We start from the raw sequence: 14,548 nt of genomic DNA, 5'->3' as shown, positions 1-14,548 counted from the left end.
GCTTTCGCCACTGTCAGACAAGGGTTATTCTTGAGTTCACCTCTATAGCCGGCGAGCGGCCTAAAACGACCTTGAACGCACCCATAGAACCCCATCGTTTCATCCTCGAACCCTTCGAGGCCCATCGTTTCGCCAACCTGTGTGGCCAGTTCGACGAGCACCTGCGGCTCATCGAGCAGCGTCTGTCCATCCAGATCCGCAACCGCGGCAACCAGTTCGAACTGGTCGGCGAACCCAAGACCACCTCCGCTGCCGAACAGCTGCTGCGCCGTCTCTATCGTGAGACCAAGGCCACCGAGCTGTCGCCGGAAACGGTCCACCTGTACCTGCAGGAGTCGGCGGTCGAACACATCGCCAACCCGGCGGTCAACGAGGTCAGCGTTTCGCTGCGCACGCGCAAGGGCAAGATCACCCCGCGCGGTGCCAACCAGCAACGCTACGTCAAAGAGATCCTCGCCAACGACATCAACTTCGGTGTTGGCCCGGCCGGTACCGGCAAGACCTACCTGGCCGTAGCCTGCGCAGTCGATGCGCTGGAGCGCGAACAGGTGCGGCGCATCCTGCTGGTGCGTCCGGCGGTCGAAGCGGGCGAAAAGCTCGGTTTCCTGCCCGGCGACCTGTCGCAGAAAATCGACCCGTACCTGCGACCGCTGTACGACGCTCTCTACGAGATGCTCGGTTTCGAGCACGTGGCCAAGCTGATCGAGCGCCAGGTCATCGAGATCGCACCGCTGGCGTACATGCGCGGTCGCACCTTGAACAACAGCTTCATCATCCTCGACGAAAGCCAGAACACTACGCTCGAGCAGATGAAGATGTTCCTCACCCGGATCGGCTTCGGCTCGACTGCGGTGATCACCGGTGACATCACCCAGGTCGACCTGCCACGCGGCACCAAGTCGGGCCTGACCCATGTCATCGATGTGCTCAAGGACGTGCAGGGCATCAGCTTTACCCACTTCCAGTCCAAGGACGTCGTGCGTCACCCATTGGTGCAGCGCATCGTCGAGGCCTACGACCGTTTCGAGAGCCGCCAGGCCGAGGCACCCGCACGCGATGCTTGAACTCGACCTGCAACGGGCTACCGATGCGGCCAGCCCTGATGACGCCGACTTCCGCCGCTGGTGTGAGCTGGCCTTGCGCCAGCGCACTGCCGATTCGGAAATGACCATTCGCCTGGTCGATGAAACCGAAGGCCGTGAGCTCAATCACACCTACCGTCATAAAGATTACGCAACCAATGTGTTGTCATTTCCTGCCGACGTCCCCGACGAGCTGCTCGACATTCCCCTGCTGGGCGATCTGGTGATCTGCGTGGCCGTGGTCGAGCGCGAAGCGGCCGAACAGGGCAAGGCACTTGAAGCACATTGGGCACATCTGGTTATCCATGGTTGCCTGCATCTGCTTGGCTACGATCATATCGATGATGACGAAGCCGAAGAGATGGAAGCACTGGAACGAACATTGCTGGCAGAACTGGGTCACCCTGACCCGTATGCCGACGACCACCTCCCTACTACCGATATCAGCAAGGAACACGAGTAACCGCCATGAGCGAAGACCGATCGAGCAACGGGCAAAAGTCCTGGCTGGGCAAACTGACCCAGGCTTTTGCCCATGAGCCGAAAAACCGCCAGGAGCTCCTCGAGCTGCTGCGCGAAGCCCATCAGAACAAGCTGCTCGACAGCGAAGCGCTGACCATCGTCGAAGGTGCAATTCAGGTCGCCGACCTGCAGGTACGCGACATCATGGTGCCGCGCTCGCAGATGATCAGCATCAAGGCCAGCCAGACCCCGCGCGAGTTTCTGCCGTCGGTGATCGATGCCGCGCACTCGCGTTATCCGGTGGTCGGCGAGAGCCATGACGATGTGCTCGGGATCCTCCTGGCCAAGGATCTGCTGCCGCTGATCCTTCAGGAGAACGGCGACAGCTTCAACATCAAGGACCTGCTGCGCCCGGCAACCTTCGTGCCGGAGTCCAAGCGCCTGAATGTGCTGCTGCGCGAGTTTCGCGCCAACCACAACCACATGGCCGTGGTGATCGACGAATACGGTGGTGTCGCCGGCCTGGTCACCATCGAAGACGTGCTTGAGCAGATCGTCGGCGACATCGAAGACGAACACGATGTCGAAGAAGACAGCTACATCAAGCCGCTGCCAAGCGGCGACTTCCTGGTCAAGGCGCTGACGCCGATCGAGAACTTCAACGAGTTCTTCGACAGCGAGTTCTCCGATGACGAGTTCGACACCGTCGGCGGCCTGGTGATGAGTGCTTTCGGTCACCTGCCCAAGCGCAACGAAACCACCGAAATCGGCGCGTATCGCTTCCGCGTGCTCAACGCCGACAGCCGCCGCGTGCACTTGCTGCGCCTGACCCCGATTAGCCGTTAAGGAACACCATGCGTTGGATCACCCGCCCCGGCTGGCCCGGTAACCTGCTGGCCATGGTGGCCGGCGCGTCTACCCTGCTGGCCCTGTCGCCGTTCGACCTGTGGCCGCTGGCCCTGCTTGCCGTCGGCTTGTTCTACGCTGGCCTGCGCGAGCTGAGCCCACGCCAGGCCATGGGTCGCGGCTGGTGCTTCGGCTTCGGCCTGTACGGCGCCGGTACCAGCTGGATCTACATCAGCATGACCACCTACGGCGGCGCCTCGCCGTTGTTGGCGGTACTGCTGCTGGTGGCATTCTTTGCCGCCATTGCCTGGTTCTTTGCCCTACCCGCCTGGCTCTGGGCGCGCTGGCTGCGCCGCAACGAAGCGCCGCTAGCCGACGCCTTGTGCTTTGCCGCGCTGTGGCTGCTGCAAGAGGCCTTCCGCGGCTGGTTCCTGACCGGCTTCCCGTGGCTGTACTCCGGTTACAGCCAGCTGCATGGCCCGCTGGCCGGCCTCGCGCCGCTCGGCGGGGTGTGGCTGATCTCGTTTGCCCTGGCCCTCAGCGCTGCATTGCTGTGCAACCTGCACCGGCTGCGCGCACGTCCGGCATTCATGGCAGTTGGCGCACTGTTGCTGGTGGCGCCATGGGTACTCGGCATCGCCCTCAAGGACCACGCCTGGACGCGCCCTGCCGGCGAGCCGCTGAGCGTCGCCGCCGTGCAAGGCAATGTCGAGCAGGATCTGAAGTGGGACCCAGCGCACATCGACGCGCAACTGGCGCTGTACCGCGACATGAGCTTTACCTCCAAGCGAGTGGATCTGCTGGTCTGGCCCGAGACGGCCGTGCCGGTCCTCAAGGATCAGGCCCAGGGCTACATCGACGTGATGGGGCGCTTTGCCGCCGAACGCAACTCGGCATTGATTACCGGGGTACCGGTGCGTGAAGTGGTGCATCAGCAACGACGCTACTTCAACGGCATCACCGTGACCGGTGAAGGCGATGGCACCTACCTCAAGCAGAAGCTGGTGCCGTTTGGCGAGTATGTGCCGCTGCAGGACATGCTGCGCGGGGCGATCGAGTTCTTCAACCTGCCGATGTCGGACTTCGCCCGCGGCCCGGCCGACCAGGCGCTGCTGCAGGCCAAGGGTTATCAGATCGCTCCGTACATCTGCTACGAAGTGGTCTACCCCGAGTTTGCCGCCAGCCTGGCGGCGCGCAGCGATCTGCTCCTGACCATCAGCAACGACACCTGGTTCGGCACCTCGATCGGCCCGCTGCAGCACCTGCAGATGGCGCAGATGCGTGCGCTTGAAGCAGGGCGCTGGATGATCCGTGCGACGAACAATGGCGTTACCGCGCTGATCGACCCGTTTGGCCGTATTACTGCGCAGATTCCGCAGTTCCAGCAGGCGGTTCTGTATGGCGAAGTGGTGCCGATGCAGCAACTGACGCCGTACCTGCAATGGCGCTCGTGGCCGCTGGCGATTGTTTGTCTGTTGCTGATGGGCTGGGCGTTGGCGGCCAGGCGCATAGCCAAAACCGTGTGAGCAAACCGCGCAACACCTGCCTGCGCGGTCCCCTGTAGGGGCGGTGTAATGAGCGCAAGGCACATTGCTTCAGTAGAACAGCCGATAACCGATCATACCCGCCACCTCATTGAGCAACTGCCCGCTCTGCCACATCGCCCTGCTTTCAGGCAACAGCCCGGCAAACGGCCGCGCATGATCCTGGCCAAGGAAGCCCACCGGCGCCGGCACTACCTCGAAGCCTGCCTGCTCGAAGCTCCAGCGCGAGCGCCGCATATGCCAGGCCTGGGTCACTACCACCACCCGACGAATGCCCAACGGCTGTAACAGTTGCGCGCTCATCTGGGCGTTTTCCCAGGTGGTACGGCTGGCCTGCTCCTGCCACTTCACCGTAACGCCAAAGTCATCGCGCAGCCGATCGGCCATCAATTGCGCCTCGCTGGGCGGGGTACCGTAGTGCAAGCCACCGCTGGTCAACACCGGCAAGCCAGAGGCCTTGGCCAATTGCGCGGCGTAGCGCATGCGTTCAAGTGCGTGCCCGGTAGGCTGATCCTGACCACCCCAGGCAGGGTCGCCGCGCTCGCGGCCGGCGCCGAGTACCACGATCGCATCTGCCCGCTGGGCCAGCCCCGACCACTGCGCCAGGCTCAGCGGCGTTTCGGTTTCCAGCTGGCGCGCGACCTGCTCCACCACCAGCGGCAGACTCATCAGCCATAGGCCGCCCAGCCCCAACGTAAAGCAGACAAACGCCAGCCGCGGCCGGCGCTTGCGCAACCACCACGCGGCCAGCAGCAAGATGAACAGCAAGCCAGGCGGCATCAGCCACTGCTTGATAAAGAATCGAATAGGCATTGCCTGCACCTCCTGTGAAGGCGTGCAGACTAAGAGGATCGACACCGAGCGACAAGTAGCGCCCGGCGCCGATCATGCTATGTAGATGATTGAACCGGCGCGCGGCGTCTTGCGCGCCAGCAGGCCAGCACGGCTACCGATGCGGCAGCGTCCTGGATCTGACCGGGGCGACGGAGCGCTTCCTGTCCTTGAGCCAGATGATCTTGGCTGAGCTCGGCTCCGCTGGTTTGACGGCAGCGGCGCTGGCAATGCGGCTCTCTGGAAAGGTCTCCAGATAGGCCTTGATCACTTCGAACTCTGCGGGGCTCAGGCCACGCAACTCAAGTTCCGCTGGCATCTCGTCGCGCAATCGCACCGCCGTGCGGGCAGCTTCCAACGCCAGCCCAAGGCGGTCGATCAAGCGTTCATACAGCTCCGGTTTGCTTGCGGGTAACTGCGACTCTCCCATCCGTTCACCTCATTGAAGATAACGATATCTCCCCCCACACCTGAGCTTAGCGGCGTTGTGCAAAGCAGCAGAGCGCTGCGACCAACGGCCCCCGGCGCCGCTGCGGGCCAATTGGGTTTCCCACGATACACAGCGCTCATGTATGCTACGGCGTTCACTCTCACCGACACCGGAGTGCCGGATGCAGCGAGGTTCCGCTGCCGGGAACAAGGTCTTCTCTCTCTCAGCCAAAAGTAGCCATGCACGAACAATACACGCCCCGTGACATAGAAGCCGCCGCCCAGAAATCCTGGGACGAGCAACAATCGTTCGCTGTTACCGAACAGCCAGGCAAAGACACCTTCTATTGCCTATCGATGTTCCCGTACCCGAGCGGCAAGCTACACATGGGCCACGTGCGCAACTACACCATTGGTGACGTGATCGCGCGCTACCAGCGCATGCTCGGCAAGAACGTGCTGCAGCCGATGGGCTGGGACGCCTTCGGCATGCCGGCGGAAAACGCCGCGATGAAGAACAACGTCGCCCCGGCCAAGTGGACCTTTGAGAACATCGACTACATGAAGACCCAGCTCAAGAGCCTGGGCCTGGCCATCGACTGGTCGCGTGAAGTCACCACCTGCAAACCGGACTACTACCGCTGGGAACAGTGGCTGTTCACCCGTCTGTTCGAAAAAGGCGTCATCTACCGCAAGAACGGTACGGTCAACTGGGACCCTGTCGATCAGACGGTACTGGCCAACGAACAGGTTATCGACGGCCGCGGCTGGCGTTCGGGCGCGCTGATCGAAAAGCGCGAAATCCCGATGTACTACTTCCGCATCACCGCATACGCAGACGAGCTGCTGGAAAGCCTCGACGAGTTGCCGGGCTGGCCTGAGCAGGTCAAGACCATGCAGCGCAACTGGATCGGCAAGTCGCGCGGGATGGAAGTGCAGTTCCCCTATGACCAGGCAAGCATTGGTCATGCCGGCGCACTTAAAGTCTTCACCACCCGCCCCGACACGCTGATGGGCGCGACCTACGTCGCCGTCGCTGCCGAGCACCCGCTGGCGACCCAGGCTGCCCAGGGCAACCCGGCGCTGCAGGCGTTCATCGACGAATGCAAAGGCGGCAGCGTTGCCGAGGCCGACATGGCCACCCAGGAAAAGAAAGGCCTGGCCACTTCGCTGTTCGTCGAGCATCCGCTGACCGGTGAGAAACTGCCGGTCTGGGTCGCCAACTATGTGCTGATGCACTACGGCGACGGTGCTGTCATGGCGGTGCCGGCCCACGACGAGCGTGACTTCGAGTTCGCCCAGAAGTACTCGCTGCCGATCAAGGCCGTGGTGCGCACCAGCGCTGGCGACGAAGTCGGCAGCACCTGGGAAGCCGCCTACGGCGAGCACGGCACTCTGATCAACTCCGGCGCCTTTGACGGCCTCGACTTCGCTGGCGCGTTCGACGCCATCGAAGCCGCACTGATCAGCAAGGAGCTGGGCAAATCGCGCACGCAGTTCCGTCTGCGCGACTGGGGCATCAGCCGCCAGCGCTACTGGGGCTGCCCGATCCCGATCATCCACTGCCCATCGTGCGGCGACGTGCCGGTGCCGGAAGACCAACTGCCAGTCACCCTGCCAGAGAACGTTGTACCCGATGGCGCCGGTTCGCCACTGGCACGCCTGCCTGAGTTCTATGAATGCAGCTGCCCCAAGTGCGGCGCTGCGGCCAAGCGCGAAACCGACACCATGGACACCTTTGTCGAGTCGTCCTGGTACTTCGCCCGTTACGCCTCGCCGAACTACGAAGGTGGCATGGTCGACCCGAAAGCGGCCAACCACTGGCTGCCGGTCGATCAGTACATCGGTGGTATCGAGCACGCCATCCTGCACCTGCTGTATGCGCGCTTCTTCCACAAGCTGATGCGCGATGAAGGCCTGGTCACATCGAACGAGCCGTTCAAGAACCTGCTGACCCAGGGCATGGTCGTTGCCGAAACCTATTACCGTGTAGCCAGCAATGGCGGCAAGGACTGGTTCAACCCGGCTGATGTCGAGCTGGAGCGGGACAGCAAGGCCAAGGTCATCAGTGCTCGCCTCAAGACCGACGGCCTGCCGGTGGAAATCGGCGGCACCGAGAAGATGTCCAAGTCGAAGAACAACGGCGTCGATCCTCAGTCGATGATCGACGTCTACGGCGCCGACACCTGCCGCCTGTTCATGATGTTCGCCTCGCCGCCGGACATGAGCCTGGAATGGTCCGATTCCGGCGTTGAAGGCGCAAGCCGCTTCCTGCGTCGCGTCTGGCGCCTGGCCCAGGCCCACGTGAGCCTCGGCTTGCCGGGCAAGCTGGACACTGCGGCACTGGATGACGGGCAAAAGGCGATCCGCCGCGCGATTCACCTGGCGATCAAGCAAGCCAGCACCGACGTTGGCCTGCACCATAAATTCAACACTGCCATCGCCCAGGTGATGACCGTGATGAACGTGCTGGAAAAAGCCCCGACCGCTACCGCCCAGGACCGTGCCCTGCTGCAGGAAGGCCTAGAAGCAGTCACCCTGCTGCTGGCACCGATCACCCCGCACATCAGCCATTCGCTGTGGCAGCACCTGGGCCACAGCGAGGCGGTGATCGACGCTACCTGGCCGAGCGTGGATGAAAGCGCCCTGGTGCAAGACAGCGTGACGCTGGTGGTACAGGTCAACGGCAAGCTGCGTGGTCAGGTCGAAATGCCCGCCACTGCCAGCCGCGAAGAAGTCGAAGCTGCGGCGCGCACCAACGAAAACGTGGTGCGCTTCACCGACGGCCTGACTATTCGCAAGGTCATCGTGGTTCCAGGCAAACTGGTCAACATCGTCGCCAACTGATGGCAACGCTCGCCCGCACGCACTGCGGGCGAGCGGAATCGGCCCACAAGGGAGCTTCAACATGATCAAACGCAATCTGCTGGTAATGGGCCTGGCCGTCATGCTCAGCGCCTGCGGTTTCCAGCTGCGCGGCACCGGCACTACCGAGCTGACCATCAAGGAACTTGATGTCAGCGCGCGTGACGCCTACGGCCAGACCGTTACCCAACTGCGCCAGGTACTTGAGCGCAGCGGCGTCAGCCTGCGCAGCGGTGCGCCGTATCGCCTGTCGCTCGACAACGAGCAGCAGACCCAGCGCGCAGTCACCTACAGCAGCGGCAGTCGCTCGGCCGAGTACGAACTCACCACCGTGCTCAACTACAGCATCAACGGCCTGAACAACGTGCCGCTGCTCAGCGACAAGCTCGAAGTGCGCAAGATCTACGTGCGTGACGGCGACAACATCACCGGTTCCGACCAGGAAGGCACCCAGACCCGCGACGAGATGCGCCGTGATCTGGTCCAGGCCATGGTCGTACGCCTGCAGATGCTGACCCCAGCTCAACTCGACGAACTGCAGCAGCAAGCGGATCAACGTGCCAAGGCTGAAGCCGAAGCCGCCGCAGCCGCGCAGCGCTATCGTGATGAAACCCCGCAGCAGTCGCCACTGGAAATCCCGGGCACCTAAGCCCGTGCGGGGCACCGCCAGGTGCCCCGGCCTCTGCTCATGAAGCTCGCCCCCGCCCAACTCAACAAGCATCTGCAAGGTACTCTTGCGCCTGTCTATATCGTCAGCGGGGATGACCCGCTGCTGTGCCAGGAGGCCGCCGACGCGATTCGCGCCGCCGCCCGCCAGCAGGGTTTTGACGAGCGCCAGGTGTTCAGTGCCGATGCCAACTTCGACTGGGGTACGCTGCTGCAAGCCGGTGCCAGCCTGTCGCTGTTCGCCCAGCGGCGCCTGCTCGAGCTGCGCCTGCCCTCGGGCAAGCCTGGTGACAAGGGCGCGGCGGCGCTGATCGAGTACTGCTCGCGGCCCGCTGAGGACACGTTGCTGTTGATCAGCCTGCCCAAGCTCGACGGCAGTGCGCAGAAAACCAAATGGGGCAAGGCGCTGGTCGAGGGTAGTCAGTGCCAGTTCATCCAGATCTGGCCGATCGATGCGCAGCAGTTGCCACAGTGGATCAATCAGCGCTTGGCCCAGGCCGGGCTGTCGGCCCAGCGGGATGCGGTCGACCTGATTGCGGCGCGGGTCGAGGGCAACCTGCTCGCAGCCGCCCAAGAGATCGAAAAGCTCAAGCTGCTCGCCGAAGGCAACCAGATCACCGTCGAAACCGTGCAGAGCGCGGTGGCCGACAGTGCTCGCTTCGATGTGTTTGGCCTGGTCGATGCGATTCTCAAGGGTGATGCTGCCCATGCGCTGCGCATGCTTGAAGGCCTGCGCGGTGAGGGCGTCGAGCCACCAGTAATTCTCTGGGCGCTGGCCCGCGAGCTGCGCCTGCTGGCGGGTATTGCCTTGCAGTTCAGCCAGGGTATTGCGCTGGACAAGGCTTTCAGCCAGGCGCGTCCGCCGGTATGGGACAAGCGCCGGCCACTGGTCAGCAAGGCCCTGCAACGGCTGTCGGCGCAGCGCTGGGCGCAGTTGCTGCAGGATGCCCAGCGGATTGATGCGCAGATCAAGGGCCAGGCGCCTGGTTCGCCTTGGACCGGGTTGTCGCGGTTGGCGCTGTTGATGGCTGGGCAGCGATTGGTGCTCCCATCGGAATAGCTGGGGCCGCTTTGCGGCCGCAATAATCTCAGCTATATACATAATCAATTGGCCCCACCCGGCGCCAAGCCCTAAAGTCCGCTCCGCACACCCACCCAAGCCGGGGAACCCCGCCATGAGCAAAAAGCCGCAAAAGCACCGCCCCAACAAAGCCAAGTCGATCATTGCCCAGCCGCTGTTTCGCAGCCGCCAGGAGCAACCAGACAAGGGCAAAGGCAGCTACCGCCGCGAAGCCTTCCAATCGAGAGATTGGGAGGCTTCTTACTTTTTGGCCGCATGAAAGCATCCAGCGCGCAGGCATGATATGGTCGCTACCTGACCTGTAATTCCTGGATCTGTGCATGTCCCTCAGTCTGTTCCCACGCTGGCAACCACGCCAGCTGATCGCGGCCTCCAGCCTTATCCTGCTGGTCGCCTGTGCGGAAAAACCTACCGCCGCCGACGCCGTGCCACTGGCCCCTGCCCAGCCCGCACCGGTGGTTACCCTGCCCACCAGCAACGCCGACATCAATGCTGAAATTCAGCCAGTGCAGAGCTTTGCCCAGTGGCAGGCCGGTTTCCGTCAACAAGCGTTGCAGGCCGGCATTGATGCCGGGCTGTTCGACCGCGTGTTTGCCGGTGTCACGCCGGACATGGACGTGATCAAGGCCGATCGCAGCCAGCCCGAGTTCAGCCGCCCGGTGTGGGAATACCTCGACGGCGCGCTGTCGCCGCTGCGGGTGCGCAACGGCAAGAAGCTGCTGGAACAGAACGCCGAGCTGCTCACGCGCCTGGAACAACGCTATGGCGTGGACCGCCAGGTGCTGGTGTCGGTGTGGGGCATGGAGAGCAACTTCGGCCAGTTCCAGGGCAGCAAATCGGTAATCCGCTCGCTGGCGACCCTGGCCTATGAAGGCCGCCGGCCGCAGTTTGCCCAGGACCAGTTGATCGCGGCGCTGCAGATCCTGCAGAACGGCGACATTCTGCCTGAGGCCATGCGTGGCTCGTGGGCCGGGGCGATGGGCCAGACCCAGTTCATCCCGACCACCTACAACACCCATGCTGTCGACTTCGACGGCGACGGCCGCCGCGACATCTGGAACAGTACAGCCGATGCCCTCGCATCGACCGCGCATTACCTGCAAAGCTCGGGCTGGAAGCGTGGCCAACCGTGGGGCTTCGAAGTCCAGGTGCCGGCCGATTTCGACTTCTGGATCGCCGATGGCGCCCAGCGCAAGACCGTCAGTGAATGGCTGCAACTGGGCGTCAAGCTGCCCAATGGCACCCAGCTGCCAGCGGGCAGCAATCAACTCTCGGCGGCTCTGCTGCTGCCGGCCGGCGCCCGCGGCCCGGCGTTCCTGGTGCTGGACAACTTCCGCGCCATCCTTAAGTACAACAACTCGTCGTCCTACGCGCTGGCGGTGAGCCTGCTGGGCGATCGTTTCTCCGGATGGGGCTTCATTGCCGGTAGCTGGCCAAAGGATGACTTGCCATTGAGCCGCAGCGAGCGCATCGAGCTGCAGAACCTGCTCAATGCCCGCGGCTATGACGCGGGCAATGCCGACGGTATCATCGGTGCCAATACCCGCAAGGCCATCCGTACAGCTCAGCAGGCGCAGAACATGCCCGCTGACGGCTACCCGACGCACAAGCTGCTCGAGAGTTTGCGTCAGTAGTGAGATTGCCAGGGGCGCAAAGCGCCCCCGGCAATCTCAAGCCCTGAACAAATCCTGTTGCAGCACCAGCGTCTGCCTCTCGCTGTCGAGCCGCACCTGAGCGCCCAGCGGCAGGCACAGGTTCGGATCGCAATGGCCACTACGCCAGCCGGCCAGTACCGGCACATCCAGCGGCGCAAAAATGTCCTGCAACAGCGGCGTCATGGCGGCTACGGTAATCCCGGCAAAGTCCCCCACCAACACCCCACGCACGCCCTGCAGCTTGCCTGCCAGGCGCAATTGCGTGAGCAGCCGGTCAACCCGGTACAACGGCTCGTTGACGTCTTCGATAAACAGGATGGCGCCGTCAGTATCAATCTCCCCAAGCGTACCCAGCGTCGCCCCGAGCATCGACAGATTGCCGCCCAGCAGGCGCCCGCTGGCAACGCCTGGCAGCACTGTGGTCAAGGGATAAGCATGGGGATGGACGAGTGCGTCGCCCGGCCCCACTTCACCGCGCAATTGCCGCAGCAGCGAGCTGACTGTCGGTTCAAGCTTGCCGCCGAGCAGGTCGGCGTTGAGCATGCCACCGTGAAAACTGACCAACCCGCAGTAGCGGTTGATCGCGGTGTGTAGCGCGGTGATGTCGCTGTAGCCAATCAAGGGTTTGGGGTTGCGGGCAATCAGCTCGAAATCGATCTGGTCGAGCAAACGCATGCTGCCGTAGCCACCGCGCATGCACAGGATGGCATCCACCTGGGGGTCGACGAATGCAGCATGCAGGTCGTCCAGCCTTTGCTGGTCGGTACCGGCCAGATAACCCTGACTGCTGCTCACGCTGGGGTATAGCCGGCAGTGGTAGCCACGCTCGCTGAACCACTGCCGGGCCTTGTCGGCATCCAGCCGCGCCGGCCCTGCCGGGGCAATCACCGCAAAACAGGCATTCGCTGCCAGCTTTCGCGGCAATAGTGAACCTAGGTGTTCAGCACAGTCCATCCAGCAACTCCTTGAAAGCATTTGCAGATCAGTGGGCAGCAACAATGGGCCAGCCCGAGATCGTTGCCCACAGGGTACAGATACCCAACAAAAATGCCGATGGCACCTCACGGCGCGCATCGGCATTGGCCCAGCGGATCAGCTTATAGCTTGATCTTGGCTTCGTGCGCCTGCTGGTCAGCGTGGTACGAGGAACGCACCAGCGGCCCGGAGGCGACGTTCTTGAAGCCCATCTTGTGGCCTTCTTCAGCGAACCAGGCAAAGGTGTCCGGGTGCACGAAGCGCTGCACCGGCAAGTGGCTGCGCGATGGCTGCAGGTACTGGCCGAGGGTCAGCATGTCGATGTCATGCTCGCGCATGCGCTGCATCACTTCGATCACTTCTTCGTCGGTTTCGCCCAGGCCGAGCATCAGGCCAGACTTGGTCGGTACGTGCGGCACCAGTTGCTTGAACTTCTGCAGCAGGTCCAGCGACCAGTCGTAGTCCGAACCCGGACGCGCGGCCTTGTACAGGCGCGGTACTGTTTCCAGGTTGTGGTTGAACACATCTGGCGGCTCTTGAGCGGTGATCGCCAGGGCCACGTCCATGCGCCCGCGGTAGTCCGGCACCAGGGTCTCGAGCTGCACGCCCGGGGACAGCTTGCGGATCTCGCGAATGCAGTCGGCGAAGTGCTGGGCACCGCCGTCACGCAGGTCGTCGCGGTCTACCGAGGTGATCACCACGTACTTCAGACGCAGGTCGGCGATAGCCACGGCAAGGTTCATCGGCTCGTCGGCATCCAGTGCTTTCGGCCGGCCATGGCCGACGTCACAGAACGGACAACGACGGGTGCAGATGTCACCCATGATCATGAAGGTGGCGGTACCACCCGAGAAGCATTCACCCAGGTTCGGGCACGAGGCTTCTTCGCAGACACTGTGCAGCTTGTGCTTGCGCAGCAGTTGCTTGATACGGTCGACTTCCGGCGAAACCGGGATACGCACGCGGATCCAGTCAGGTTTCTTCGGCAGCTCGTCGGTTGGGATGATCTTTACCGGGATGCGCGCGACCTTGTCGGCGCCACGCAGCTTGACCCCGGCTTCGACCTTCTTCGGCGCCGGGCGCGGGGTCACGTCATGGGTGGTGATCAGGTTCGGCACGGCTTCTTGCACAGTTGTCATATTCAGTCGATTCCGCCCGTAAGGGTCGTCTGCTCAGCATAGTCGAGGTGCTTGACCAGCTGTCCACGCAGCCTTGTCCTGACCTCGGTGAGTTCGATCGGACCTGCCAGATCACGCAGCTGGGTCATCGCCAGCCCCGCATAGCCGCAGGGATTGATTCGGCGGAATGGCGCAAGGTCCATGTCCACGTTCAGAGCAAGGCCGTGAAAGGTACGGCCGTTGCGGATTCGCAAGCCGAGCGAGGCGATCTTGGCCCCGTCAACATAGACTCCGGGCGCATCGGCCTTGGCCGCCGCCACAACGTCATAACTGGCCAGCAGATCGATCAGGCTGTTTTCGATCCGGGTAACCAGTTCACGCACGCCAAAACCAAGCCGGCGCACATCAAGTAACAGGTAAGCCACCAATTGCCCGGGGCCATGGTAGGTCACCTGGCCACCGCGGTCGCTCTGCACCACCGGGATATCACCCGGCACCAGCAGGTGCTCGGCCTTGCCGGCCTGTCCCTGGGTGAACACCGGCGGGTGCTCGACCAGCCAGACTTCGTCCAGGCTGTCGGCACCGCGCTGCTCGGTAAAACGCCGCATGGCCTCCAGCACCGGTTCATAGGGCTGCAGGCCAAGCTCGCGGATACCGAGGCTGGCCGGCATCAGAGCACCATTTTCACAATGCCGGTAGCACGCAGGGCGCTGTTGATATCGTGCAACTGGTCTTCGCTGGTCGCCACGATGTGCAATTGCACGGTGGTGTACTTGCCTTCCTTGCTCTGGCGCTCGGCCAGGGTCGACATGTCGACCTCAGCGTGTTTCTTCAAAATCTCGATGACCGTGTTCTTGAAATTGACCACGGTATCGCCGATCACCTTGATTGGGTAATCAGCACAGGGGAATTCGATCTTGTGCGACTTGACGTCAGCTTCGCTCATGCGGAAACGGCCTCGTAAGCCGTGGCAACAACAACGCTCCCGCCGATT

At 62.9% G+C, this 14,548-nt stretch carries 15 protein-coding genes; 9 read left to right on the top strand and 6 right to left on the bottom strand.

The genetic code is table 11. The annotated features are described in order from the left end of the window. Positions 1 to 71 precede the first annotated feature (71 nt). The 4 genes from HU736_RS18380 to lnt are packed head-to-tail and all read left to right on the top strand — an operon-like array spanning position 72 to position 3,916. Positions 72 to 1,064: a PhoH family protein gene (locus HU736_RS18380; RefSeq protein WP_101322248.1), complete on the top strand. Its 993-nt coding sequence runs from the start codon at positions 72 to 74 to the stop codon at positions 1,062 to 1,064. Next, positions 1,057 to 1,545, top strand: coding sequence for an rRNA maturation RNase YbeY (gene ybeY / locus HU736_RS18375; RefSeq protein WP_103435100.1), 489 nt, complete (start codon positions 1,057 to 1,059; stop codon positions 1,543 to 1,545). The genes HU736_RS18380 and ybeY overlap by 8 nt, the downstream gene beginning before the upstream one ends. A gap of 5 nt (positions 1,546 to 1,550) precedes the next feature. Beyond that, entirely contained in the window at positions 1,551 to 2,390 is an 840-nt protein-coding gene (locus HU736_RS18370; RefSeq protein WP_101322250.1) for a CorC family transporter, read from the top strand. Positions 2,391 to 2,398: 8 nt separating this feature from the next. Further along, positions 2,399 to 3,916, top strand: coding sequence for an apolipoprotein N-acyltransferase (gene lnt, locus HU736_RS18365; protein ID WP_186701554.1), 1,518 nt, complete (start codon positions 2,399 to 2,401; stop codon positions 3,914 to 3,916). Between the two features lie 69 nt (positions 3,917 to 3,985). Here lnt and HU736_RS18360 read toward each other — a convergent pair whose 3' ends face one another. Then, entirely contained in the window at positions 3,986 to 4,747 is a 762-nt protein-coding gene (locus tag HU736_RS18360; RefSeq protein ID WP_186701553.1) for a YdcF family protein, read from the bottom strand. Positions 4,748 to 4,880: 133 nt separating this feature from the next. Further along, positions 4,881 to 5,195: a hypothetical protein gene (locus HU736_RS18355; RefSeq protein ID WP_103435103.1), complete on the bottom strand. Its 315-nt coding sequence runs from the start codon at positions 5,193 to 5,195 to the stop codon at positions 4,881 to 4,883. 239 nt (positions 5,196 to 5,434) lie between these two features. Between HU736_RS18355 and leuS the strand changes: the two genes are divergently transcribed. From leuS to HU736_RS18330, 5 genes are all read left to right on the top strand, one after another. After that, complete coding sequence (leuS, locus tag HU736_RS18350) at positions 5,435 to 8,041, top strand: leucine--tRNA ligase (protein WP_186701552.1); 2,607 nt, start codon at positions 5,435 to 5,437, stop codon at positions 8,039 to 8,041. A gap of 61 nt (positions 8,042 to 8,102) precedes the next feature. Further along, positions 8,103 to 8,708 carry an LPS-assembly lipoprotein LptE gene (locus HU736_RS18345; RefSeq protein ID WP_103435105.1) on the top strand — a complete coding sequence of 202 codons (606 nt, stop codon included), beginning with the start codon at positions 8,103 to 8,105 and terminating at the stop codon, positions 8,706 to 8,708. 39 nt (positions 8,709 to 8,747) lie between these two features. Then, positions 8,748 to 9,785, top strand: coding sequence for a DNA polymerase III subunit delta (gene holA / locus HU736_RS18340; RefSeq protein ID WP_103435106.1), 1,038 nt, complete (start codon positions 8,748 to 8,750; stop codon positions 9,783 to 9,785). Between the two features lie 115 nt (positions 9,786 to 9,900). Next, a complete protein-coding gene (arfA, locus tag HU736_RS18335) occupies positions 9,901 to 10,065 on the top strand; it encodes an alternative ribosome rescue factor ArfA (protein ID WP_103435107.1) in 165 nt (54 codons plus the stop codon). A gap of 61 nt (positions 10,066 to 10,126) precedes the next feature. Next, positions 10,127 to 11,440, top strand: coding sequence for a lytic murein transglycosylase (locus HU736_RS18330; RefSeq protein ID WP_186701551.1), 1,314 nt, complete (start codon positions 10,127 to 10,129; stop codon positions 11,438 to 11,440). A gap of 36 nt (positions 11,441 to 11,476) precedes the next feature. On the opposite strand, the gene HU736_RS18325 is transcribed toward HU736_RS18330, so the two are convergent. The 4 genes from HU736_RS18325 to HU736_RS18310 form a co-directional block, all read right to left on the bottom strand. After that, on the bottom strand, positions 11,477 to 12,415 hold the full coding sequence (locus HU736_RS18325; RefSeq protein WP_186701550.1) for a S66 peptidase family protein: 939 nt from the start codon (positions 12,413 to 12,415) through the stop codon (positions 11,477 to 11,479). Positions 12,416 to 12,558: 143 nt separating this feature from the next. Beyond that, positions 12,559 to 13,575 carry a lipoyl synthase gene (lipA, locus tag HU736_RS18320; protein WP_101322260.1) on the bottom strand — a complete coding sequence of 339 codons (1,017 nt, stop codon included), beginning with the start codon at positions 13,573 to 13,575 and terminating at the stop codon, positions 12,559 to 12,561. A gap of 2 nt (positions 13,576 to 13,577) precedes the next feature. Then, the gene (gene lipB, locus HU736_RS18315; RefSeq protein WP_103435110.1) at positions 13,578 to 14,225 is read right to left on the bottom strand and encodes a lipoyl(octanoyl) transferase LipB; all 648 of its coding nucleotides are present in this window, start codon (positions 14,223 to 14,225) and stop codon (positions 13,578 to 13,580) included. Further along, entirely contained in the window at positions 14,225 to 14,500 is a 276-nt protein-coding gene (locus HU736_RS18310; RefSeq protein ID WP_101322262.1) for a DUF493 domain-containing protein, read from the bottom strand. Before HU736_RS18310 ends, lipB begins: the two co-directional genes overlap by 1 nt. Positions 14,501 to 14,548: the final 48 nt, after the last annotated feature.

The organism is Pseudomonas shirazensis, assembly GCF_014268785.2.
Classification (GTDB): domain Bacteria; phylum Pseudomonadota; class Gammaproteobacteria; order Pseudomonadales; family Pseudomonadaceae; genus Aquipseudomonas; species Aquipseudomonas shirazensis.
Note: the sequence above shows the minus strand (reverse complement) of the source record. Positions and strands in the feature narration are given on the sequence as shown.